Here is a 22,438-nt window from a genome sequence, read left to right on the forward strand (position 1 = left end):
CAAGCTCCCTCGCCACAAGAACAGGTTATGCATGCGCGGCCTCCAGCACGATCCGCCCGCTTGAGCACGCTGCAACCCCATTGCGATAGGCGAAGTACAGTTTGCTACGCTCCCGATCAAAGCGCAGGTGCAGTTCGATGTGATCGCCCGGGCGCACCAGTTGTTGGAACTTGAGCACTTCCATGCCGGCGAACCTGGTTGGCAGGTCAAGCAGTTGCTGGCCCAGGTTGAAGGCCCATTCCACTTGCACCACGCCGGGCAATACCGGCGTGACCGGGAAGTGCCCGCTGAAATAGGCCAGGTCCGGCGGAACGCTCAGTTGCAAGGTCCATTCACCCTCTGTTTCGACTTGCGCCAACACTTCTGGGCTCTTGGGGCGAGGCGCCAGTAGCAGAGCTTCGACATCGGCCTGGGGCAGCTTGCCCTGGCTGTTCAGCGGCAGTTGGCGCAACAAGCGCCAGCGGCGTGGCAAGGCCAGGGCTTCGCAGTGTTGGCTCAGGTGCTGGCGCAGGGTCTGGGTGAGCGTGCGGCGTCCCTGGTTGCGCAGGGCATGCAGCCCCGCGTCGGTGAGCACCACCACGGCACCCAGGGACGCACGGTTTTCCTGCACCACGCCCAGGCGGGTGTCGGCCACCCATTCATGGGCGATCAGCGCTTGTTCCAACATCGGCAGGGAGATGCGTTTTTCTTCCAGCTTGACGATACGGTCCAGGCGGCCCAGCAGTTCGAAGCGCCCATCGGCATGCAGGCGAACGGCGTCGGCGGTCTGTTCGACGTGCCCTTCGGGCAAGTACTTTGAGGCGATGCGTAAAGCGCCGTCGGCATCCTGGCTCAGTTGCACGTCGGCAAACGGCTGCCAGGGTTGCGCACCCTGGCGCCAGGCGATGCCGCCGGTTTCCGAGCTGCCGAGGATTTCTGTGGGCCATTGCTGTAAACGGTCGTAGAGGCTGCCGGCCGCATCAACCGGCAACGCGCCACCGGAGGAAAATACCCGTGCAACCTGGCTCAGTGCCGGCCAGTCGAGGTTGTCGCCCATGCGCTTGAGCAGCGCCGGGCTGGCCACCCAGGCAAATTGCGGGTGCTCACGGCTGGCGCGCTGCATGTCTTCGGGGAACGCCAGTTGCTTGCGTACAAAGGTGCGGCCGGCACACAGCGGCCACAACACGCGAAACAGCAAGCCGTAGATATGCTGGGTAGCGACGCTGCCGATGATGCAGGCGTCCTTGAGATCTTTGCCCCACAGGGCTTCCAGCGCCTCTACTTCATTGGCCAACTGGCGCAGGGACTTGTCGATGCGCTTGGGCTCGCCGCTGGAGCCGGAGGTGCACAGGCTCAGTTGGCAGTTGTCCAGGTCGAGGGCGGCGGCACTCAAGGGCGCTTGATACAGCGCGTCCAGGTCGCTGGCTTCGACCAGCCAGGCATCCACGGCGTCGGCCCAGCGCTGGCGCGTCTGGGGTTGCAGGTCGGCGGGCAGCAGTACGCTCGCACCGGCCCGCCAGGCGCCCAGCAGCGCAATCGCCAGCAGGCCGGCGTCTTCCAGGTGCACGGCCAGGCGCCGGATACCCCGGGCCTTGATGCCTGCGGCGAGGCTCAGGGAGTGCTCGCACAGTTGCGCGTGATTCATGAGGGGCTCGGCGGTCACCCCGCGATCTTGCAGTGGCTCAAGCAGCAAGTGCTCAAGTTTCAACCCTTTCATACGCGGCCTCGAACCCTTTGTCGTACCAGCCATTCCACGGCAAACAACAAGCCCATCAACCCGTAGGCGATCAGGCCGTTGTACAACGTCCACCAGCTCAGCGGCGCCCACAGGGTGAGCGCGGCGGCGAGCAGGCCATTACAGAGAAAAAACACACTCCACACCAGGGTGACCCGGCGGGTATACACCACCGCGTGGGGCGGCAGGTGCGGGTCGGTCATGCGTGCCAGGCGCTCGACTATCGGCGGGCCGTACTTCAGGCTCAGGCCGAACAGCGCCAGCATGAATCCGCTGACCAGGCTCGGGTACCAGCGCAGCCACTGGGGGTTATCGAACCATGCCAGTGCCAGGCAAAACACGATCACCACCACCGCCATCCAACGGCTGCCCGGGCGCCGCGCAGCGGTGAGCGCGCGCAACAGCCACAGGCTGCCCAGCAGCAAGCCGAACTGCCAAGGTGCAAAGTGCTCGGTGCCGTAATACACCGCGAAGGGGTACAGCAGCCCCGCCAATAACAGGCCAAGGCCGATCAACCGGCTCATGCGGCGGGCTGGACCAGACGGTACACCGCCTCTACCACGTCGTTCACCGTGCGTACCGCCTTGAACTCTTCGGCGGCGATTTTCTTGCCGGTCTGGCGCTTGATGTGGTCGATCAGGTCCACGGCGTCGATGCTGTCGATTTCCAGGTCCTGGTACAGGTTGGCGTCGAGGGTGACGCGTTCCGGGGGCAGTTCAAACAGTTCCACCAAGGCGTCGCGCAGGGTGTTGAAGATATCGTCACGAGTTTGCATGGTACGGTCTCAAGCTGCCTGTCGGGCCGTGACGAACGCCGCAAGGCTGGCCACGTTGGTGAAGTGATTGCGGGTGTCCTTGGCGTCGGCATCGATTTTGATGCCGTATTTTTTCTGGATCGCCAGGCCCAATTCCAGCGCATCGACCGAATCCAGGCCCAGGCCTTCGCCAAACAGGGTCTGGTCGCTGCCAATATCGTCGGGGCTGATGTCTTCCAGGCCCAGGGCCTCGATGATCAGCGTCTTTATGTCGTGCTCAAGGCGGTGTTGGTCGCTCATCTTCGGCGAGCTCCTTAATGAAATAGTGATGCAGGTGATCGTTGAGCTTGCGTGAAGCCTGGGGCGCGGGCCCGACTGCGGCAAACGCTTGTGGCTCTATATCGGCGCCCACGCGCAAACTGAAGTGAAATCGACGGTGGGGGATGCGATACCAGGGTTCGGCCTTGGTCAGGGTGGTGGGGCTGACCTTGATCACCACTGGCGTGATGATTGTCGCACCACGCAGCGCAATGGCTGCACCGCCGCGATGAAAGGCCGGCGCTGCGCCCGGCGTGGTGCGGGTGCCTTCGGGAAAGATGATCAGCGTCTGGCCGGCGCGCAGGGCGTCGGCTGCGGCATCGAGCATGTCGGCACTGCCGTCGTTGCTGATATAGCCGGCATCGCGCACCGGGCTGCGGGTGAACGGGTTCTGGAACAGGCTCTGCTTGACCACGCAGTTGGTCTGGCGCATCAGGCCGATCAGGAACACCACGTCGATCAGCGACGGGTGGTTGGCGACGATCATCTGGCCAGGGCGGCCAAGCTTTTCGGCTCCCTCGACGCTGTAGGTGAGAATGCCCAGGCCCTTCATCAAGCGAATAAAAAACCAGAACAGGCAACTGATGGTGTGGCGTGCGCGCCGTTGATGCTGGCTGGCATCGCCCGGCAGGCAACTGAGCAGCGGAAACACCAGCAAACGCAGGCACAGCCCGCCGATGCCAAACAGGCAAAAGCTGAGGGCCGTGGCGAACAGGCGCCAGTAATAGGCCTGCCGTGGCTTGTGGGTCAGGGCTTGCGTTGCCAGTTCCATACTCGGTTCTTCCAGGCATGTTGGCAGGCGCCCTGTTCGGTCAGCAGGGTGCGCAGCAGGTTCAGGGCGTGGGGCCACTGGGTTTGAGTGAGTTGGACAGTGCTGGTGGTGAGTTCCAGTTGCCACTCGTCGCCCGGCGTGAGCAACAGGCCGAGGGCATAGGGGAAGGGCACATCTGTAATCCAGCTGGCGTAGGCGTGGGGCGGTTGTTCTTCGGTGATCACCAGCAATACGGCGGCGGCGCCTTCGTTGAGCAGAGCGGCGGCTTCGAGCAGGCCGTGTTCGAGGCCATCGCCGGCGGCGGCGAGGGCGGTCATCTCGCTGGTTTCATTGCGCAGGATCGACCACAGGCCAATTACCGCGTTATGCACCGACAGGCTGAACTGAGTCGGCGACAGCGGCTGCTCGTTGGCCAGGTCGCTGAGAATGTCCAAGGTGCGCGGGGTTTCACCGTGGCGGGAAATAAACACCAGTGGCAGGTCTTCAAGGCCCTCGGCCAGCGGCCAGCCGACGCTGAACGCCATGCGCGCCAGCCGGCTCAGACGACGGCGCTGCATGGCTGGCAAAAATGACACATCGGGGGACGCTTCGCTGACAGGCGGCAACACCGGGTCCCGGCACCAGGCGTACCAGTCGTCCGCACTCGCAAGGCCAGGAGCCCAGGCGCGCCATTGGGCGATGTTGAAGTTGATCACTGAGAAGTTATCCCGCCCCTGCGGGCTTCCATGTGCGGCCAATGGCCCCGGATTCCGGGACAGGGAGCAATGGCCGTATGGCGCGCATTATCCCGGTGCCGTGGGGTTCTAGCAAATAGTGGTGAAAGTTTGTTCACTATTGATCACAAATAAGTTGGAAGAATTTACAGATTATCGGCGAGCGAAGGCCGGACTCGATCGTTGCGCGGTTTCCATTCATTTGTGAGCCAGACAGCGCGTGAGGATGAACGAGGTAGCTAACCAGCGCTTTTGCGCTCTACACTCGGGGGATTCATTGATACACGGAGGTTTTTCCATGCGGCGCGTGGTGTTCAATCAAAAAGGCGGTGTGGGCAAGTCCAGCATCGCCTGCAACCTGGCGGCGGTCAGCGCCAGCGAAGGTTATCGAACCCTGTTGGTGGACCTCGATGCACAGGCCAACTCAACTCAGTACCTCACCGGGCTGACGGGCGACGACATCCCCATGGGAATCGCGGATTTTTTCAAGCAAACCCTGTCGACGGGGCCGTTTTCGAAGAAAAACAGGGTAGATATCTACGAAACCCCGTTCGATAACCTGCATGTGATCACCGCCACCCCGGAACTGGCCGACCTGCAGCCCAAGCTTGAGGCCAAGCACAAGATCAACAAGTTGCGAAAGCTGCTGGATGAACTGAGCGAAGATTACGACCGAATCTACCTGGATACGCCTCCAGCGCTGAATTTTTACGCGGTTTCAGCGCTGATTGCCGCCGATCGCGTACTGATCCCTTTCGATTGCGACAGCTTTTCCCGCCAGGCCCTGTATGGCCTGCTGGCTGAGATCGAAGAATTGAAGGACGACCATAACGAAGGCCTGGAAGTGGAAGGCATCGTGGTCAACCAATTCCAGGCACGGGCGAGCCTGCCGCAGCAGATTCTTGATGAGTTGATTGCCGAAGGGCTCCCGGTACTGCCGGTGTACCTGGCCAGCTCCGTGCGTATGCGCGAGTCGCACCAGGAGAGCAAGCCGCTGATCCACCTGGACCCACGGCATAAGTTGACGCAGCAGTTTGTGGACCTGCATAACCTGCTGGAAAACGCCTGACCCAACAGGCAACACCGAACACTGTGGGAGCTGGCTTGCCGGTTACGGCCTGACAGCCCACGCTGATCGAGATGAGGCACCGCGATCCAAATGTGGGAGCTGGCTTGCCTGCGAAGATATCGACTCGGTGTGCCTGAATCACCGAGTCGCCTGCATCGCAGGCAAGCCAGCTCCCACATTGACCGAGTTGATTGAGGGGGATGTTTACACCCCCTGGCTGCTCAACCAACTCATCAACTGCGGCAACGGGAATGCCCCGCTCTGGCGCGCCACTTCGCGGCCGTTCTTGAACAGAATCAAACTGGGAATCGAGCGAATCCCCAACTGCGCCGACAGCTGCTGGTTAGCCTCGCTGTCCAGCTTCGCCAGCCGGCACTTGCCTTCCAACTGCCCGGCTGCCTGTTCGAATACCGGCGCAAACGACTTGCACGGCCCGCACCAGTCGGCCCACACATCGACCAGCAGCGGCAGGTCGCCCTTGATCTGGTTGGCATAGTCACCCTGTTTCAAATCAAAGGGTTTGTTCAGCAACACCGACTGCTTGCAGCGCCCGCACTTGGGCGCATCACCCAGGCGTTCGCCGGGGATGCGGTTGAGGCCGTTGCAATGAGGGCAGGGGATGACAAGAGGTTCGGACATCGGAGGCTCCTGGGGTTTGGCCAGTTGGGTATTTGGTGTCGAGACAGAGGTTTATCAAGGATATAGATACTTATTCGCTCACATTTTCGTCCTCGCCAGCGTGAACGGTGTGGCTAGGCTTTTTGTTGTGCACCACCGGTCTGTTTGCGGCTATAGCAAATTGCGATAGTTCGAATTCAGGTTTAACCTTCATAGCAAGATGCGATAAGGACGTTGCATGCGAGTCATCAGTGAAAGCAGGATCTGGGAAGCAAAAGGAAAATGGCCGCGCTCTGCAACAGCTCTGGATCAGTGGTATCGCGTGATCAAGCGCAACGCCCCCAAGGACTTTGCCGCAATGAAAGCCATGTTTCCCGCCACCGACAAGGTAGGTGAATTTCATGTATTTGATATTGGCGGTAACAAGCTGAGGTTGATTGCGTCGGTGCAGTATCGAATGCAGCGCGTTTACATCAAACACCTGCTTGACCACCGTGATTATGAGAAAAACAAATGGAAGGAAAAAATCATATGAGCGCACTTATGCGAGTGGCGGCAGAGCACTGGCAGTTCGTTTCGCCTGTGCTGCGCAAGCCGGAAAACGAGGCAGACTACGACGCATTGGTATGCGGTTTGGATGAGCTATTGAGTCTGGTGGGTGAAGACGAGGACAGCCCGCTGATGAGCCTGGTCGACATTCTGAGCGACTGGATCGAAGCTTATGATCGTGAGCATCGCCCAATGCCCGTCGCCAGTGGGGTCGATGTGCTGCGCTACATGATGCGCGAGCACAATCTTACCCAGAGTGACCTTCCTGGCGTTGGGGCGCAATCGGTTGTCTCGGAGATACTGAGCGGAAAACGCCAGCTCAACGTGCGCCAGATTCGTTGGCTGGCCGAGCGTTTCGGGGTGTCGGTGGAGACCTTTATCTAAGGGGTCACGACGAACAACTAATCTCCAAATGCTTGCCCCAATCCGGCGGCCGTTGCGCGTACTGCTCCATGCCCGCTTGTTCCTCAAACGGCCTGGTCAGCACGTCATGCAGCCGCCGCACTTCGCTGTAGTCGCCTGATTCGGCGGCGGTGATGGCGTTTTGGGCCAGGTAGTTGCGCAGGATGTACAGCGGGTTGACCGCGTGCATGCGCTCACGGCGCTGTTCCTGGGTGTAATCCCCATCCCGTGCAACACGGGCCTTGTACCGCTCGGCCCAGGCATCAAACCCGGCCATGTCGACAAAGTCATCACGCAACCGCGCCACGGCTAACGTCGCCGATTCGTCGCCCAGGCGGCGGAAGAACAGCGTGTAGTCCACACCGCTGTTCTGCATCAGCTTGAGCAAACCCTCCACCAGCGTCTGGTCGTCTTCTTCGGCGGTGGTCAGCCCCAGCCGGCGGCGCATCAGGTCCAGGTAGTGCGCTTGATACAGCGGCAGGTACAGGCCGAGGGCTTCCTTCAGTGCCTCAACGCTGATGAATGGCGTGAGCGCCTGTGCCAAGGCGCTGAGGTTCCACTGCCCGATCGGCACCTGGTTGCTGAAGGAGTAGCGGCCTTCATGATCGGAATGGTTGCAGATGAAGTGCGCGTCAAAATCGTCGAGAAACGCGAAGGGCCCGAAGTCGAAGGTAATGCCCAGGATCGACATGTTGTCGGTGTTCATCACGCCGTGGCAAAAACCATAAGCCTGCCATTTGGCGATCATTTCGGCGTTGCGCTCGACGATTTCGCGGAACATCGCCAGGTAAGGCTCGGGTTGCTCGCGGCATTCGGGGTAGTGCAGGTTCAGCACGTGCTCGGCGAGTTCGGCCTGCTGCGCAGGCTTCTTGGTGTAGTAGAAATATTCGAAGTGCCCGAAGCGAATATGGCTGTGGGCCAGGCGTAAAACCATCGCCCCGCGTTCCTGTTTCTCCCGCCATACCGGCGTGCTGGAACCGATCACGCACAGGGCGCGGCTGGTGGGGATGCCTAGCGCATGCAGGGCCTCGGAGGCGAGGAATTCACGAATCGAAGAGCGCAACACGGCACGCCCGTCGCCCATGCGCGAGTAAGGCGTCATCCCGGCGCCCTTGAGGTGTAAATCCCAATGCTCGCCGGCCTCGTTATAGACCTCGCCCAGCAGCAACCCGCGACCATCTCCCAGTTGCGGGGTATAGCCGCCGAATTGATGCCCGGAGTACACCATCGCCCGTGGTTCTGCCTCGGCCCACAGCTTGTGGCCGCCGAACAGCTCAGCAAATACCGGGGTTTCGGCCACGGCCGAGTCGAGGTCGAGCAGGGCTATGGCGGCCTTGCTCGCGACGACCAGGCGCGGCTCGTCGAGGGGCTCGGGCAGTACGTGAGTCGAGAATGCGTCGCCCAGGCGTGCGAAGCGGTTGTCGAAGGTCAGTTCGTCGAGGGCTTTCACCGGCCATCTCCAGCAGAATGTCCGAGCATTCTGCTGGGGATAGGGCGTTTAGTCGAGTTTGCTGGGTGGCGGCTCTGGCGCATCCGCCACTTTGCCTGCGGGAGGCTCCGGGGCGTCGGGCTTGTCGATGGGCTCGGCGATGGTCTTGCGCTCGTCTTCGGCCGGCACCAATTTGTATTCCTGGCCGTGAAGATTCTTCAGGTAGATTTCCATCTGCCGGAACGAGATGTTGATGTGCTGTTTCTTGAATTCACGATTGATATAGCGGTTGACCTCGTCCAACACCGGGTTGCGGTCGCCCAGGTCGCGAACATGCATGCGCAGCTCGTGGTCGAGGGTGCTTTCGCCGAAGTTGAGGAAGTACACGTGGGGTTCCGGCTCTTTGAGTACCCGTGGGTTCTCTCGCGCCGCCTTGAGTAGCAATTCCTTCACCAGGTCCAGGTCGGAGCCGTAGTCCACGCCGAGTTTGAGGGTCACCCGAGTGATGGTGTCGGTCAGCGACCAGTTGATCAGTTGCCCGGTGATGAAGGTCTTGTTGGGGACGATGATGTCCTTGTTGTCGAAGTCGGTGATGGTGGTGGCACGAATGCGGATCTTGCTTACCGTACCCGACAGGTTGCCGATGGTAATGGTGTCGCCGATGCGCACCGGGCGTTCGAACAAAATCATGATGCCGGAGATGAAGTTGGCGAAGATCTCCTGCATGCCGAAACCCAGGCCCACCGACAGCGCGGCCACCAGCCATTGCAGCTTGTCCCAGCTCACACCGAGGGTGGAAAGGGTGGTGACAAAGCCCACGCCGGCAATGATATAGGACAGCAAGGTGGTGGTGGCGTAGGCGCTGCCTTGGGCCAGGTCGAGCTTGGACAGCACCAGGACTTCGAGCAGGCCGGGCAGGTTGCGCGCCAGGGCGAAGGTGATACCGATGATAATCGACGCGCCCAGCAGGTCGCCGATGCTGATGGGCACCATGCTGATATTCGCACCTGTGCCGCTGGTGTATTCGTACAGGGTGACGTTGTCCAGGTAGGAAAATACCGAGATCAGGTCCGACCACACCCAGTACAGCGCCGCGATAAAGCCGCCGAGCAGGGCCAGGCGGATCAGGCGCATGGACTGTTCGTTGACCTGCTCGATGTCCAGGGTCGGCTCTTCGATCACCGCTTCGCCGTCACCGGCCTCCTTGGCTGCCTGGCGTTTGGCCAGGGCCCGGGCGTAGGCCAGGCGCCTTGCGGCAACACCCAGGCCGCGCACGAAGGTGGCTTCGATCACCAGCCAGAACATCAGCAGGTACAGGGTATTGATCAGCCGGTCGCTGAGTTTCAGCGCGGTGTAGTAATAGCCAAAGCACACGGCAATAAACAGAGCGATGGGCAGCGCGGTGAACACCACCCCGATAGCTTTGCGAAACAGCGAGGCCTTTTCGTGGGTCGGGCTGTTCAGCAGCAGGCGGCCCAGCAGCCAGGCCATCAGCCCGTAGCAGGTCAGTACCACGGCGATACCCAGCACGTCGTCAGCCAGCGCGGCCGGTTGATGTTCGGCAATCGCGACCACGGCCACCAACGCCAGTACCACCAGCCCGAGCTTGCGTATCCAGCCTTGCAGGAATTCGACCTGCGGCCTTTCCCAGCGAAAGTGCAGCTCCGCCACGCCGCCCGGCGCGAGGATGCGGTAGGCGGTGTAGAACACCAGCCAGGCTTGGGCGATCTGCAGCAAGGCCGCGCCCAGGTTGGCGTTTTGCCCGCGGGCGTCGATCTGCAACGCGTAGCCGCACAGCGCCAGGCCCAGGGCCACGGGCATCGCCAGCAGGATGTTGATCAGGATGGCCTGCGGCGTATGCCACTGGCTGTCGCGCTTGAAGTGGCCGATGTCCTGGTGAACCTTTTTTAGGCGCACATACAGCGCATTGCGTCGCCACAACAGCGCGCCGATCAGCAACAGCAACGGCAGGAACAGCAGTGGGCGTTGGGTCAGGCCGTCATACAGCTCACTGACGCTGGACGCCCAGGGCAGGGTGGTGACCTGTTTGCTCAGATGCGCCGGTACGGTTTCCAGCCATTCAGTGTCCAGCGGCTTGTTGCTGGGGATCCAGAACATTTGCTCGTCGAGCGTGGCGCGCAGGGTGCTGGCGGTGCTGAGCAGTTGTTTCTGGTTCAGTTGCAGGGTGATGGATTCGTTGAGCAGTGCACTCAGCTCGCGGCTCAGACGCTCCAACAGGTCGCTGCGGGTGATCGCCACTTCCAGCAAGGTGCGGCGCAGTTGCGGGGTGACCTCATCCGGTGGCTGGTTCGCCAGCAGGTTGTCCACATAGGCGCTTGGGGAACTGATCAGCTCACGCTGTTGGTTGACCTCGAACTGGTACAGGCGAATGTTGGCGATGTCGTCGGCCAGGTCTTTGTCCACGGTGAGACGCGGCAGGGCCTGCTTTTGTTTATAGAGAATCTTGGACAGCAGCAGGCTGCCCTTGAGCACGTTGATCTGCTCGTCCAGGGCCGAATCGCTTTGGGTCACGGTGTCCAGTTGCTGCTTGGTCTGCAGGTTTTTCTGGGTCAGGTCGTTGAGGCGGTCGGTGCTTTTGAGCAGGTAGTCGGACAGCTTCAGGTTGTCTGCGCTTTCCTTGGCAAGGATGCTACTGCCGCCGGCTTTCTGCGCTTCGATGGACTGTTGGGTCACCGTCTGCTGGGACTGGGCCAGGCGTTTCTGGTTGATCAGGGTTTGCAGGTCCTGGATTTCTTGCTCCAGGCGTGCGGTTTTTTCCTGGATCAGGTCGTGCTGGCTGTTGCCCAGGTCTTGCAGCTGACTGTTGCCGGCCAATTCCTGGCGGCGCAGGGGAATCAAGGCATTCAGGGCCGCCAGTTCGGCGTTGAGCTGGTTGCGCTGGTCGCCGCTGAGAGGTTTGCCATTGTCTTTGCCGAGCTTGAGCGTCGCGTTGATTTGCTGGATGCGCGTCTGGCTGCTGCTGATTTCGGTCTGGGCGCGCTCGGGGCGGGTCTGGGCGGCGATGGTCAGGCTGTTGGCGTCGGCCAGTTCTTTTTGCAGGTCGCCTTGCTGGGTGCTGCGTTGCACCAATAACTGCTCAAGCTGCGGCACCGGCAGGCTGGCGTAGCGTTGGGCCACCGGAATGATTTTGGTGGCCTTGAGGCGCGCCAGCTCACGCTGGTTCTCATTGGTCTGGCGCGGGGCCTCTTCCAGCTGGCGCTTGAGGTCGGCCAGGCGCTGCTCGTAGTCCTGCTGATTGCCCAGGTAGGTCAGGGTCTGTTGCAGGGTCGCCTGCAGCGCCTTCATGTCGGCGTCAGGCAGCTTGCGGTCGGGCAGTTTATCCAGGCTTTGCTGGACGGCTTCGGCGCTGGGCGGGTCGGCGGCGTATACGCTGCCAACACAAAGGGTCAGGCCCAGCAGGGCAGTGGCGAGAAAAGTACGCAGGGTTGGCATAGAGACCGGTCTTGCAAAGTGAAGAATCGGGGCGTCGTTGTCCCGCAGTTTAGAGGAAGAGTCCGGGGCCCGGGCGACTTCCTTCGGGGAATCTGACGCCGACTTTGCCAATCTTGTTCCCGTCCATGACGGCGACGGTCCAGATGGTGTTGTTCCACTCCACCTGGTCGCCGACTACCGGTGCACCGCCAACCTTCTGGGTAATGAAGCGGCTCAATGGCATGTCCGGGTCGATACCTTCAAGCTTGAGCCCGTACAAGGCGGAAACCGCGCCCAGCTGGGCGTCGCCTTCCAGTACGAAGTCACCGAAGAAGCGCAAATCGAGGCCCCGTTGCGGCGCCTGGCTGAACAGTTTGCCCAGGGCCGGCAGGTTGTGTTCGTGGCCGATCACACAGAGCAAATCGCCGACTTCCAGCACCGTACTACCCGACGGATGGAGCAGTTGCTGGCCACGAAACAGCGCGGCGATGCGCGTGCCTTCGGGCATTTTCAGCTCGCGCAGGGCCGCGCCGATGCACCATTTTTCAGCGCCCAGGCGGTAGACGAACAACTCCCACTCGCTGGTAACGTGCACTTCCAGGGCCGCGCGGGAGATCGGTGCCGGGTCTGGCGGTACGGTGACTTTGAGCAACTTGGCCACCCACGGCAGGCTGGTGCCCTGCACCAACAGCGAGACCAGCACGATAAAGAATGCCAGGTTGAAGTACAGCTGCGCATGGGGCAGGCCGGCCATCAGCGGGAACACCGCGAGGATGATCGGTACCGCGCCGCGCAGGCCCACCCAGGCGATAAAGGCTTTTTCGCGCCCGTGGAACGCCTTGAATGGCAGCAGGCCAACCATCACCGACAGCGGCCGGGCAAACAGGATCATCCACAGCGCCAGGCCCAGGGCGGGCAGGGCGATGGGCAGCAAATCGTGAGGCGTCACCAGCAGGCCCAGCACCAAGAACATCCCGATCTGCGCCAGCCAAGCCATGCCGTCGAGCATATGCAAAATGCCATGCCGGCTGCGCACCGGGCGGTTGCCGATCACCAGCCCGCACAGGTACACGGCGAGGAAGCCGCTGCCGTGCAGGGCGTTGGTCAGGGCGAATACGAATAGGCCGCCCGCGATCACAAGGATCGGGTACAGGCCGTTGGCCAGGTTGATGCGGTTGACCAGCTGCAACATCAGCCAGCCGCCGCCCAGGCCTACCAGGCCACCGATGCCGAATTCGCGGATCAGGTGCGTGAGCAGGCTCCAGTGCAGGCCCGTCTGGCCGCTGGCGAGCATGTCGATCAGGGTGACGGTGAGGAACACCGCCATCGGGTCGTTGCTGCCGGATTCGATTTCCAGGCTGGCGCTGACCCGCTCGTTGAGGCCCTTGCCGCCCAGCAACGAGAATACCGCCGCGGCGTCCGTGGAGCCGACGATGGCGCCGATCAGCAAGCCTTGAATGATATTGAGGTTAAACAGCCAGGCCGCGGCCATGCCCGTGAGGCCGGTGGTAATCAACACCCCCACCGTGGCCAGGGACAAGGCCGGCCACAGCGCCACGCGGAAACTCGCCACCCGGGTGCGCAAACCGCCGTCGAGGAGGATCACGGCGAGGGCGAGGTTGCCCACCAGATAGGCGGTGGGGTAGTTATCGAAAATGATGCCACCGCCATCGACCCCGGCGGTCATGCCCACGGCCAGGATAATCACCAGGATGGGGATACCCAGGCGTGACGAAAGCGAACTCACCAGAATGCTCGCAGTCACCAGCAACGCGCCGATCAAGAACAGGCTGTTGATGGTCGTCGCATTCAAAGGCAGTACTCCAGGGCAGGGGAAGACGGGGCGCAAACTGACCATGCAGTCTGCGTGCCAGGGATTCTAACCTGTTGAATTGCTGCGCTGTCAAAAAGCTTTTGTGGCTGCACATCGCTCAAATGTGGGAGCTGGCTTGCCTGCGATTGCGGTGTGCCAGGCGCCATGGGCGTCAGCTGACAGATTGCTATCGCAGGCAAGCCAGCTCCCACAAGGTATGGGGTGTGAGCAAAGGCTTATTTCAGAGGCGGAACCTTCCGACCATCCCATTCAGATCCACCGCCAAGCGCGACAACTCACCGCTCGCCGCGCTGGTCTGGCTGGCGCCGGTTGCCGATTGCACCGACAGGTCACGGATATTCACCAGGTTGCGGTCCACTTCCCGCGCCACCTGGGCCTGTTCTTCCGCCGCACTGGCGATCACCAGGTTGCGCTCGTTGATTTCCACAATCGCCGTGTTGATGGTGTCCAGCGACAGGCCCGCGCCTCGGGCGATGTTGAGTGTCGATTCGGCGCGCTCGGTGCTGTTGCGCATCGAATCCACCGCGTGTTCAGTGCCTGTCTGGATGCTGCCGATCATGCGCTCGATTTCGCTGGTGGACTGCTGGGTGCGATGGGCCAGCGCCCGCACTTCATCGGCCACCACGGCGAAACCACGCCCGGCTTCCCCGGCTCGAGCTGCTTCGATCGCGGCGTTCAGGGCCAGCAGGTTGGTCTGGTCAGCCAGGCCACGGATCACGTCCAGCACTTTACCGATATCCCGCGATTCATTGGCCAGGTCGCCAATCAGGGAGGCGGTGGCCTGCACGTCGGTACTCATGCGTTCGATAGCGCTAACGGTTTCCTGCACCAGGTCGCGACCGTCACCGGCAGAGGTGGTGGCATTGCGCGAGGCTTCGGAGGTGCTCACCGCGTTGCGTGCGACTTCTTCCACCGCACTGGTCATCTCGTTGACGGCAGTGGCGGCCTGTTCGATTTCGTTGTTCTGCTGGGTCAGGCCACGGGCGCTTTCGTCGGTGACCGCATTCAGCTCTTCAGCGGCAGACGCCAGCTGGGTAGCGGAGCCGGCGATACGTTGCAGGGTGTCGCGCAGTTTGTGTTGCATCTTGGCCATGGCCGCGAGCAGGCGCCCGGCTTCGTCGTTGCCGTCCACACTGATCGGGCGCGTCAGGTTGCCTTCGGCCACTTCTTCGGCGGCTTCTAGCGCCTGGGCGATGGGCAGGGTGATGCTGCGGGTCAGCAACCAGGCAAACAGCAAGGTCAGCGCCGTGGCAATCACCAGCAGGCCTACCACCAGGTCAAAGGCCATGTCGTATTGGTCTTTGGCGCGCTGGTTGGTGGCGTTGGCGTCGTCGTTATTGATATCCAGCAAGCGGGTCAAGACCGCATTGACCTGCTCGGAGTTGTCCAGCAACTCGGTGTTGAGCAGGCTGCGCAGCTCGTTGACCTGATTGGCGCGAGACAGGCTCTTCATGCGCTCTTCAATCTGGCGGTACTGGCCCAGCAAGCGGACGTACTCGTTGTAGACGTTGCGCTCTTCGGTGCTGGTGATCAGTTTTTCGTAGATGTCCTGGGCTGTGCGAATCTGCTGATTGCGCAGTTCAAAGGCTTCCAGGGTCTTTTGCTGTACATCCGGCTCGCGGTTGGTCAGCAAGCGGTACGACAGCACGCGCAGGCGCAGGGTCAGTTGGGTGAATTCATCCAGGGCGCGAATGCTGGGCACGCTGGCCGAGGTGATGTCTTCGGTGGCTGCACGAATTTTGCTCATCTGGTTCAGGGCGAACACACCGAGCAACAACATCAAGGCGCCAATAAACGCGAAGCCGAGGAAGGCCCTCGGGGCGATATTCATATTACGAAGAGACATGCTGGAGTCCTGGGGGAGGCGCTATCCATGCGGCCATGAGACGAGGTGTGCCCGCCTTATCGGCCATGCGACTAAAGTCTTAAGGGGGCGCGCGCTTTTGTCGCATCGGACCAGGGGTTGGGTGAGTTCAGGAACCAGATCGGGTAAATGCAGTCACTAAGGCTCGAAAGTGCGGCCCGGCCTTGCATCATCGGGCTGCGCGGCCAGGGATAACCCTGGCATCCGAGGTGAATTTTCTTTATCGTCACCGCCCTTTTTAAAAGCCCGAGAAATCAAAATGTTAGAAGCATCCCTCAGCCAGTTGGAACAACTGGTCAGCGACCTCGTACAGCAGAATCAAGAATTGCTGGGCAGCAACGAATCCCTCAAGGCCGAGCTGGCCCGCGCCAAGGACGAAAACGACAGCCTGCAACTGAACCTGATGGAACAGGAAGAAAAGCACGGCGCCACCGCCGCCCGCATCCAGGCGCTGGTTGAGCGTGTAAGTGCAGGGCCTGTCAGCGCATGAGTGAGGGCATAAAGGTCGTTTCGATTCTCGGAGAGGATTACTCGATCAAGGCACCGGCCGGCGAAGATCAGACCCTGATGCATGCCGTGACCATGCTCAAGGCCTCCCTGGCGGTTACCAAGAAAAAGTACCCGACCCTGATCGGTGACAAGCTATTGGTACTGGCCGCGCTGAACCTGTGCGCCGAGCAGATTGAAATGCAACAGGCGCACCAGCAGGAACTCGACCGTTACCAAGAGCAAGTCAGCGCCACGGTCGATGTGATTTCCAAGGTGATCGGTCAGCCTTAGAACCACTCGTCTTGCATGCCCAGGCACGTATCGTCGCGTGCTTCCAGAATCGCCAGTTCATGATGGCAGCTCGGTACTTCCCAGGTCAGGAAGTACCGGGCGGCCTGGAGCTTGCCCTTATAAAAGGCCGCGTCAGCCGCTTCCCCCTTGGCCAGCCCTTCTTCGGCGCGGATCGCCTGTTCCAGCCAGCGCCAGCCAATCACCGTGTGCCCGAACACTTTCAAGTACAGCGCCGAGTTCGCCAGGCTGCTGTTGACCTTGCCTTGGGCGAGATCGGTCAGCAGGCCAATCGTGACGCTTTGCAGCCGGTTTACCAGTTGCTCCAGAGGCTCTCGCAGTGCCGTGAGTGAAGGGTGCTTTTGCGCCCGGGCTCCGGTTTCGGCGATCAGGCGAATCAACTGCTTTAAACCGGCGCCGCCGTTCTGCGCCAATTTGCGCCCGAGCAGGTCCAGGGACTGGATGCCGTGGGTGCCTTCATGGATGGGGTTCAGGCGGTTGTCGCGGTAGTACTGCTCCACCGGGTATTCGCGGGTGTAGCCGTGGCCGCCGAGAATCTGGATCGCCAGCTCGTTGGCCTTGAGGCAGAACTCCGACGGCCAGGATTTGACGATGGGCGTGAGCAGGTCGAGCAGTTCGTGGGCTTGCTTGCGCTCGGTGTCGGTTTGCAGGGTGGTGGTGTCGTCGAATAGCCGCGCCGCGTAGAGGCCGAGGTCAAAGGCGCCTTCCACATAGGCTTTCTGGGTCAGCAGCATGCGCTTGATGTCGGCATGCTGGATGATCGCCACCGGTGCGGTGCTCGGGTCTTTGCTATCCGGCAGGCGCCCCTGGGGCCGTTCGCGGGCGTAGTCCAGCGAGTAAAGGTAGCCGGCGTAACCGAGCATCACCGCGCCCATGCCTACGCCGATGCGTGCCTCGTTCATCATCTGGAACATGCAGCTCAGCCCCTGGTGCGGCTTGCCCACCAGGTAGCCGACACAGTTGCCGTTATCGCCAAAGTTAAGCGCCGTGGACGTGGTGCCGCGCCAGCCCATCTTGTGGAACAGCCCCGCCAGCAGCACATCGTTGCGAGCGCCCAGGCTGCCGTCATCGTTGACCAGGAACTTGGGCACGATAAACAGCGAAATGCCCTTCACGCCTGCGGGAGCGTCCGGCAATTTGGCCAGCACCATGTGCACGATGTTTTCCGACAGCGAATGGTCGCCACCGGAGATAAAGATCTTGTTGCCCTTGAGCCGATAACTGCCGTCAGCCGCGGGTTCTGCACGGGTCCGAATGTCCGACAGGGAGGAACCGGCATGGGGCTCGGTCAGGGCCATGGTGCCGAAGAAGCGCCCGTCGATCATTGGCTGCAGGAAGCGTTGTTTCTGCTCCTCGGTGCCGAAGCTCTCAATGAGGTTGGCGGCGCCCATGGTCAGGAACGGGTAGGACGTCGAGGCGGCGTTGGCCGATTGGAAGTGCGCGAAACAAGCCTGGGACAACAGGGTCGGCAGTTGCATGCCGCCTGCTTCAAAGCTACGTGCTGCGTTGAGGAAGCCGGCTTCAAGGAAGGCGTCCACGGCGGGTTTGACCTCCGGGATCAGGATCGCCTGGCCGTTTTCATAGCGTGGCTCGTTTTCGTCGTTCTTGCGGTTGTGAGGGGCGAAGTATTTTTCTGCGATATTGCGCGCCGTGCTGATCGCGGCATCGAAGGTTTCGCGGTTGTGTTCGGCAAACCGCTCGCGCTGGGTCAGGCCCTCGGCATCGAGGACTTCGTACAGCTCGAAAGCCAGATTGCGGGAACTGAGCAGCGTCTCGGACATGGCGGCGTACCTTTGAAGGAATTGGCCTGAGTCTAAGTCCGCGAATGGAGGGTGGATAGCAAGATTGATTTAAGTGATAGAAGGGCAGAACGCTGGCGAGGCATCGAGATCTTTCCCACGCTCTGCGTGGGAACGCCTCTTTTGACGCTCCGCGTCACGCTTCTGGACGCAGAGCGTCCTTGAGCTGCATTCCCACGCGGAGCGTGGGAACGATCAGCCGCGTTGTATCAGTTAGCCGATGGTCATCAGGCTGGCGTTACCACCCGCCGCGGCGGTGTTTACGCTCAACGCACGCTCGATCACCAGACGCTCCAGCGCAATCGCCGTTTCGCCTTGCGACAGGCCATGCACCCCGACAATCGCCCCACTGCGCTGCGCCACTTGCTGGCACACCGCACGCAGTTGGTCGGAATCACCGTGATGCAGCACGGCGTCAAACACTACGTCGTCCTTGGTCCAGTCAGCCACGCGCTTGATCTTCGCCTGAATCTCTTTAGGCAGGCGTGGGAACAAGGCCTTGGTCAGTTCGGTTTCCGGCCATACCGCCGAACCACCGACGGCCAATACCGCCGCCAGTTGGGTCAGCAGGTCGCCTTCCACTTCGGCCAGGCACAGCACGTGCTCGCGCGGCAGGATGGCGTAGCTGTTGCGCTCGCCAGTCGGGCCGGCCAGTTGGCGGGTGATACCGCTCTGCGATTGGGCGGCGAACTGCGTGCACAACGCGCTCAGTTCGCTGAACTTATTGCCGTCGGCCCAGGTTTTCAGGGCGGTCAGCGATTGGCTCATGGCATCACGCAGGCGCACGTCCGGCGCGGCCAGCTTGTCGCCCCGTACGAAGGATTGCTCGATCGCATCGGTAGGACGAGTCGACAGCAAGCGGTACAGGTACAGCGGGCCACCGGCTTTGGGGCCAGTGCCGGACAGGCCTTCGCCGCCGAACGGCTGCACGCCGACCACGGCGCCAACAATGTTGCGGTTGACGTAGACGTTACCGGCATTGACGTTGTCGATCACCTTGGCGATGGTCTCGTCGATGCGGGTGTGCACGCCCAGGGTCAGGCCGTAGCCGGAAGCGTTGATCTGGCCGATGAGCTGGTCGATCTCTTTGCGCTTGTAGCGCACTACGTGCAATACCGGGCCGAAGATCTCGCGTTGCAGTTCGTCGAAGCTTTCCAGCTCGATCAGGGTCGGCATCACGAAGGTGCCGCGCTTGATCTCTTCACCGTCGGCAATCGCCACCTGGTAAACGTTGCGGCCTTTGTCACGCATGGCCTGGATGTGTTTCTCGATACCGGCCTTGGCTTCGGCGTCGATCACCGGGCCAATGTCGACCGACAGGCGTTCCGGGTTACCCAGGCGGCATTCAGCCATGGCACCCTTGAGCATTTCGACCACACGGTCTGCCGAATCTTCCTGCAGGCACAGTACGCGCAGGGCCGAGCAACGTTGACCGGCGCTGTCGAAGGCCGACGATACGACGTCGATCACCACTTGTTCGGTCAGCGCCGAGGAATCGACGATCATCGCGTTCTGGCCACCGGTTTCGGCGATCAGCGGAATCGGGCGACCCTGGGCATCCAGGCGACCGGCGACATTGCGTTGCAGCAGGCGCGCCACTTCGGTGGAACCGGTGAACATCACGCCTTTGACGCGATCATCACCCACCAGACGGGCACCGACGCTTTCGCCCTGGCCTGGCAGCAATTGCAGCACGCCTTCCGGAATACCGGCTTCAAGCAGAATACGTACGGCCTGGGCAGCCACCAGCGGCGTCTGCTCGGCAGGCTTGGCCAGCACCGGGTTACCGGCAGCCAGCGCTGCAGCTACCTGGCCGCTGAAGATGGCGAGCGGGAAGTTCCACGGGCTGATGCACACCACCGGGCCCAATGGGCGGTGGGCGTCATTGGTAAAGTCGTTGCGCGCCTGCACTGCGTAGTAACGCAGGAAGTCCACGGCTTCACGCACTTCGGCGATGGCGTTGGCGAAGGTCTTGCCGGCTTCGCGGGCCAGCAGGCCCATCAGCGGCTGGATCTCGCCTTCCATCAGGTCGGCGGCGCGTTCGAGGATGGCAGCGCGTTCGGCGGGCGGGGTGGCCTGCCAGATCGGTGCGGCGCTGATGGCGCACTGGATGGCGTTGTCGACGTCTTCGACGGTGGCCTCCTGTACCTGGCCGACCACGTCACGCAGGTCGGATGGGTTCAGCACTGGTTGTGCCGCTTCATTGCTGGCGGCGCAACCGAGCATCGGTGCGGCCTTCCAGTTGTTGTGAGCGGTGGCCAGCAGGGCGCAGGACAGCGAGGCCAGGCGATGTTCGTTGGCCAGGTCGATACCGGCCGAGTTGGCGCGGTCGCTGCCGTACAGGTCACGCGGCAAAGGGATGCGCGGGTGTGGCAGGCCGAAACCGCCTTCCTGGGTTGCCATTTGCTCGATACTGGCCACCGGGTCGGCTACCAATTCCTGGATCGAGATGGACTGGTCAGCGATACGGTTGACGAACGAGGTGTTGGCGCCGTTTTCCAGCAGGCGGCGTACCAGATAGGCCAGCAGTGTTTCGTGGGTACCAACCGGTGCGTATACACGGCACGGACGGTTCAGCTTGCCTTCGGAAACCTTGCCTACAACCTGTTCGTACAGCGGTTCACCCATGCCGTGCAGGCACTGGAACTCGTACTGGCCGGGGTAATAGTTCTGACCGGCGATGTGGTAGATAGCCGACAGGGTGTGGGCGTTGTGCGTGGCGAACTGCGGGTAGATGACTTCCGGCACCGACAGCAGTTTGCGTGCGCAGGCAATGTAGGAAACGTCGGTGTATACCTTGCGGGTGTAGACCGGGTAGCCTTCCAGGCCTTCGACCTGGGCGCGCTTGATTTCGCTGTCCCAGTACGCGCCTTTTACCAGGCGGATCATCAGGCGATGGCGGCTGCGGCGGGCCAGGTCGATGACGTAGTCGATCACATACGGGCAACGCTTCTGGTACGCCTGGATCACAAAGCCGATGCCGTTCCAGCCAGTCAATTGCGGCTCGAAGCACAGGCGCTCGAGCAGGTCCAGGGACAGCTCCAGGCGGTCGGCTTCTTCGGCGTCGATGTTCAGGCCGATGTCGTACTGCTTGGCCAGCAAAGTCAGCGACAGCAGGCGCGGGTACAACTCGTCCATCACGCGCTCGTACTGCGCACGGCTGTAGCGCGGGTGCAGGGCGGAGAGCTTGATGGAGATGCCCGGGCCTTCATAGATCCCACGGCCATGGGAGGCTTTGCCGATGGAATGAATGGCTTGTTCGTACGAGGCCAGGTACTTCTGGGCGTCGTGTTCGGTGAGTGCGGCTTCACCGAGCATGTCGTAGGAATAGCGGAAGCCCTTGGCTTCGAATTTGCTCGCATTGGCCAAGGCTTCGGCGATGGTTTCGCCGGTGACGAACTGCTCGCCCATCAGGCGCATGGCCATGTCGACGCCCTTGCGGATCATCGGCTCGCCGCTCTTGCCGATGATGCGGCTCAGGGACGAGGTCAGGCCTGCTTCGTTGTGGGTGGACACCAGCTTGCCAGTCAGCAGCAGGCCCCAGGTAGCGGCGTTGACGAACAGCGATGGGCTGTTGCCCAGGTGGGGCTGCCAGTTGCCGGTGCTGATCTTGTCGCGGATCAGCGCATCGCGGGTGCCTTTGTCCGGGATACGCAGCAGCGCTTCGGCCAGGCACATCAGCGCCACGCCTTCCTGGGACGACAAGGAGAATTCTTGCAGCAGGCCCTGAACAATACCGGCACGGCCGCCGGCACTCTTCTGATTGCGCAGTTTTTCGGCAATGCTCGCGGCCAGCTTGTTGGTGGCTTCGGCCATCGGTGCCGGCAGGCGCGCCTGTTCGATCAGCATCGGTACCACTTCCGGCTCGGGGCGGCGGTAAGCGGCGGTGATTGCGGCACGCAATACCGATTGCGGCAGAATGCTCTCGGCGAACTCAAGGAAGCACTGGTGGGCGTGGTCGGCCTGGACCTCGCCGGCATCATCGGCCTCCTTGGTGCTCAAGCCATTGAGCTCGGACAGGGTTGCACCACCCTCGAGTTTCTCCAGGTAATTGAAAATCGCCTGCTTGATCAGCCAGTGCGGCGTGCGATCAATGGAGGTCGCGGCGGCCTTCAGGCGTTCGCGGGTCGGGTCGTCGAGTTTGACCCCAAGGGTGGTCGTTGCCATTTTTTTATCCTCATGGGTGCCACTACCGAGTGGCATCTGCTGGCGGCAAGATTAGCTTTGCCCATCCTGAGGTGCAACCGGGTGCAACCCTTTTGTTGGTTAAATGTTCGACGCTTGATCGGAAAAAAATAAACACACGACCGAATCCGCTTCGCGCTGGTGCATTTTCTTCTGAGATCGGCTGTTCTTGCTCCGAAAAGGAGCAA

The 22,438-nt window shown here is 61.5% G+C and carries 18 protein-coding genes; 5 read left to right on the top strand and 13 right to left on the bottom strand.

Going from position 1 to position 22,438, the window contains the following annotated elements:
• Window positions 1-25: 25 nt before the first annotated feature.
• From HBO10_RS10705 to HBO10_RS10730, 6 genes are read right to left on the bottom strand one after another with little or no spacing between them, the layout of a single operon-like run.
• Window positions 26-1,696 carry an AMP-binding protein gene (locus tag HBO10_RS10705; protein ID WP_034125595.1) on the bottom strand — a complete coding sequence of 557 codons (1,671 nt, stop codon included), beginning with the start codon at window positions 1,694-1,696 and terminating at the stop codon, window positions 26-28.
• The gene (locus tag HBO10_RS10710; RefSeq protein WP_034125596.1) at window positions 1,693-2,238 is read right to left on the bottom strand and encodes a membrane protein; all 546 of its coding nucleotides are present in this window, start codon (window positions 2,236-2,238) and stop codon (window positions 1,693-1,695) included. The genes HBO10_RS10705 and HBO10_RS10710 overlap by 4 nt, the downstream gene beginning before the upstream one ends.
• On the bottom strand, window positions 2,235-2,489 hold the full coding sequence (locus tag HBO10_RS10715) for an acyl carrier protein (protein ID WP_003187949.1): 255 nt from the start codon (window positions 2,487-2,489) through the stop codon (window positions 2,235-2,237). The genes HBO10_RS10710 and HBO10_RS10715 overlap by 4 nt, the downstream gene beginning before the upstream one ends.
• Before the next feature lie 9 nt (window positions 2,490-2,498).
• Window positions 2,499-2,768, bottom strand: a complete 270-nt coding sequence (locus HBO10_RS10720) for a phosphopantetheine-binding protein (protein WP_034125597.1) — start codon at window positions 2,766-2,768, stop codon at window positions 2,499-2,501.
• Complete coding sequence (locus HBO10_RS10725) at window positions 2,746-3,558, bottom strand: lysophospholipid acyltransferase family protein (RefSeq protein ID WP_003187953.1); 813 nt, start codon at window positions 3,556-3,558, stop codon at window positions 2,746-2,748. The genes HBO10_RS10720 and HBO10_RS10725 overlap by 23 nt, the downstream gene beginning before the upstream one ends.
• Window positions 3,534-4,253, bottom strand: coding sequence for a beta-ketoacyl synthase chain length factor (locus HBO10_RS10730; RefSeq protein ID WP_034125598.1), 720 nt, complete (start codon window positions 4,251-4,253; stop codon window positions 3,534-3,536). Before HBO10_RS10730 ends, HBO10_RS10725 begins: the two co-directional genes overlap by 25 nt.
• Before the next feature lie 316 nt (window positions 4,254-4,569).
• Here HBO10_RS10730 and HBO10_RS10735 point away from each other — a divergent pair, with 316 nt between their 5' ends.
• On the top strand, window positions 4,570-5,340 hold the full coding sequence (locus HBO10_RS10735) for a ParA family protein (protein ID WP_034125599.1): 771 nt from the start codon (window positions 4,570-4,572) through the stop codon (window positions 5,338-5,340).
• A gap of 204 nt (window positions 5,341-5,544) precedes the next feature.
• On the opposite strand, the gene trxC is transcribed toward HBO10_RS10735, so the two are convergent.
• On the bottom strand, window positions 5,545-5,979 hold the full coding sequence (gene trxC / locus HBO10_RS10740) for a thioredoxin TrxC (RefSeq protein ID WP_034125600.1): 435 nt from the start codon (window positions 5,977-5,979) through the stop codon (window positions 5,545-5,547).
• A gap of 217 nt (window positions 5,980-6,196) precedes the next feature.
• On the opposite strand from trxC, the gene HBO10_RS10745 reads away from it, so the two are divergent.
• Both HBO10_RS10745 and HBO10_RS10750 read left to right on the top strand, forming a co-directional pair.
• Entirely contained in the window at window positions 6,197-6,493 is a 297-nt protein-coding gene (locus HBO10_RS10745; RefSeq protein WP_034125601.1) for a type II toxin-antitoxin system HigB family toxin, read from the top strand.
• The gene (locus tag HBO10_RS10750) at window positions 6,490-6,891 is read left to right on the top strand and encodes a transcriptional regulator (RefSeq protein ID WP_034125602.1); all 402 of its coding nucleotides are present in this window, start codon (window positions 6,490-6,492) and stop codon (window positions 6,889-6,891) included. Before HBO10_RS10745 ends, HBO10_RS10750 begins: the two co-directional genes overlap by 4 nt.
• 4 nt (window positions 6,892-6,895) lie before the next feature.
• On the opposite strand, the gene HBO10_RS10755 is transcribed toward HBO10_RS10750, so the two are convergent.
• The 4 genes from HBO10_RS10755 to HBO10_RS10770 form a co-directional block, all read right to left on the bottom strand.
• Window positions 6,896-8,359 (bottom strand): protein adenylyltransferase SelO, encoded by a 1,464-nt coding sequence (locus tag HBO10_RS10755; protein ID WP_034125603.1) that lies wholly within the window; start codon window positions 8,357-8,359, stop codon window positions 6,896-6,898.
• Between the two features lie 48 nt (window positions 8,360-8,407).
• Window positions 8,408-11,791, bottom strand: a complete 3,384-nt coding sequence (mscK, locus tag HBO10_RS10760) for a mechanosensitive channel MscK (RefSeq protein ID WP_034125604.1) — start codon at window positions 11,789-11,791, stop codon at window positions 8,408-8,410.
• Between the two features lie 49 nt (window positions 11,792-11,840).
• Complete coding sequence (locus HBO10_RS10765) at window positions 11,841-13,583, bottom strand: potassium/proton antiporter (RefSeq protein WP_034125605.1); 1,743 nt, start codon at window positions 13,581-13,583, stop codon at window positions 11,841-11,843.
• Between the two features lie 241 nt (window positions 13,584-13,824).
• Window positions 13,825-15,450, bottom strand: coding sequence for a methyl-accepting chemotaxis protein (locus tag HBO10_RS10770; protein WP_034125606.1), 1,626 nt, complete (start codon window positions 15,448-15,450; stop codon window positions 13,825-13,827).
• Window positions 15,451-15,727: 277 nt separating this feature from the next.
• Here HBO10_RS10770 and HBO10_RS10775 point away from each other — a divergent pair, with 277 nt between their 5' ends.
• Window positions 15,728-15,958 (top strand): hypothetical protein, encoded by a 231-nt coding sequence (locus HBO10_RS10775; RefSeq protein ID WP_003187970.1) that lies wholly within the window; start codon window positions 15,728-15,730, stop codon window positions 15,956-15,958.
• Window positions 15,955-16,248: a cell division protein ZapA gene (locus HBO10_RS10780; protein WP_003187971.1), complete on the top strand. Its 294-nt coding sequence runs from the start codon at window positions 15,955-15,957 to the stop codon at window positions 16,246-16,248. Before HBO10_RS10775 ends, HBO10_RS10780 begins: the two co-directional genes overlap by 4 nt.
• On the opposite strand, the gene HBO10_RS10785 is transcribed toward HBO10_RS10780, so the two are convergent.
• Both HBO10_RS10785 and putA read right to left on the bottom strand, forming a co-directional pair.
• Window positions 16,245-18,047, bottom strand: a complete 1,803-nt coding sequence (locus tag HBO10_RS10785; RefSeq protein WP_169921991.1) for an acyl-CoA dehydrogenase — start codon at window positions 18,045-18,047, stop codon at window positions 16,245-16,247. The genes HBO10_RS10780 and HBO10_RS10785 overlap by 4 nt on opposite strands.
• A gap of 231 nt (window positions 18,048-18,278) precedes the next feature.
• Window positions 18,279-22,232, bottom strand: a complete 3,954-nt coding sequence (gene putA / locus HBO10_RS10790) for a trifunctional transcriptional regulator/proline dehydrogenase/L-glutamate gamma-semialdehyde dehydrogenase (protein WP_034125608.1) — start codon at window positions 22,230-22,232, stop codon at window positions 18,279-18,281.
• Window positions 22,233-22,438 lie beyond the last annotated feature (206 nt).

Origin of the sequence: Pseudomonas sp. WS 5503, from assembly GCF_012985385.1 — a bacterium.
In the GTDB taxonomy this organism is placed as follows: Bacteria; Pseudomonadota; Gammaproteobacteria; order Pseudomonadales; family Pseudomonadaceae; genus Aquipseudomonas; species Aquipseudomonas paracarnis.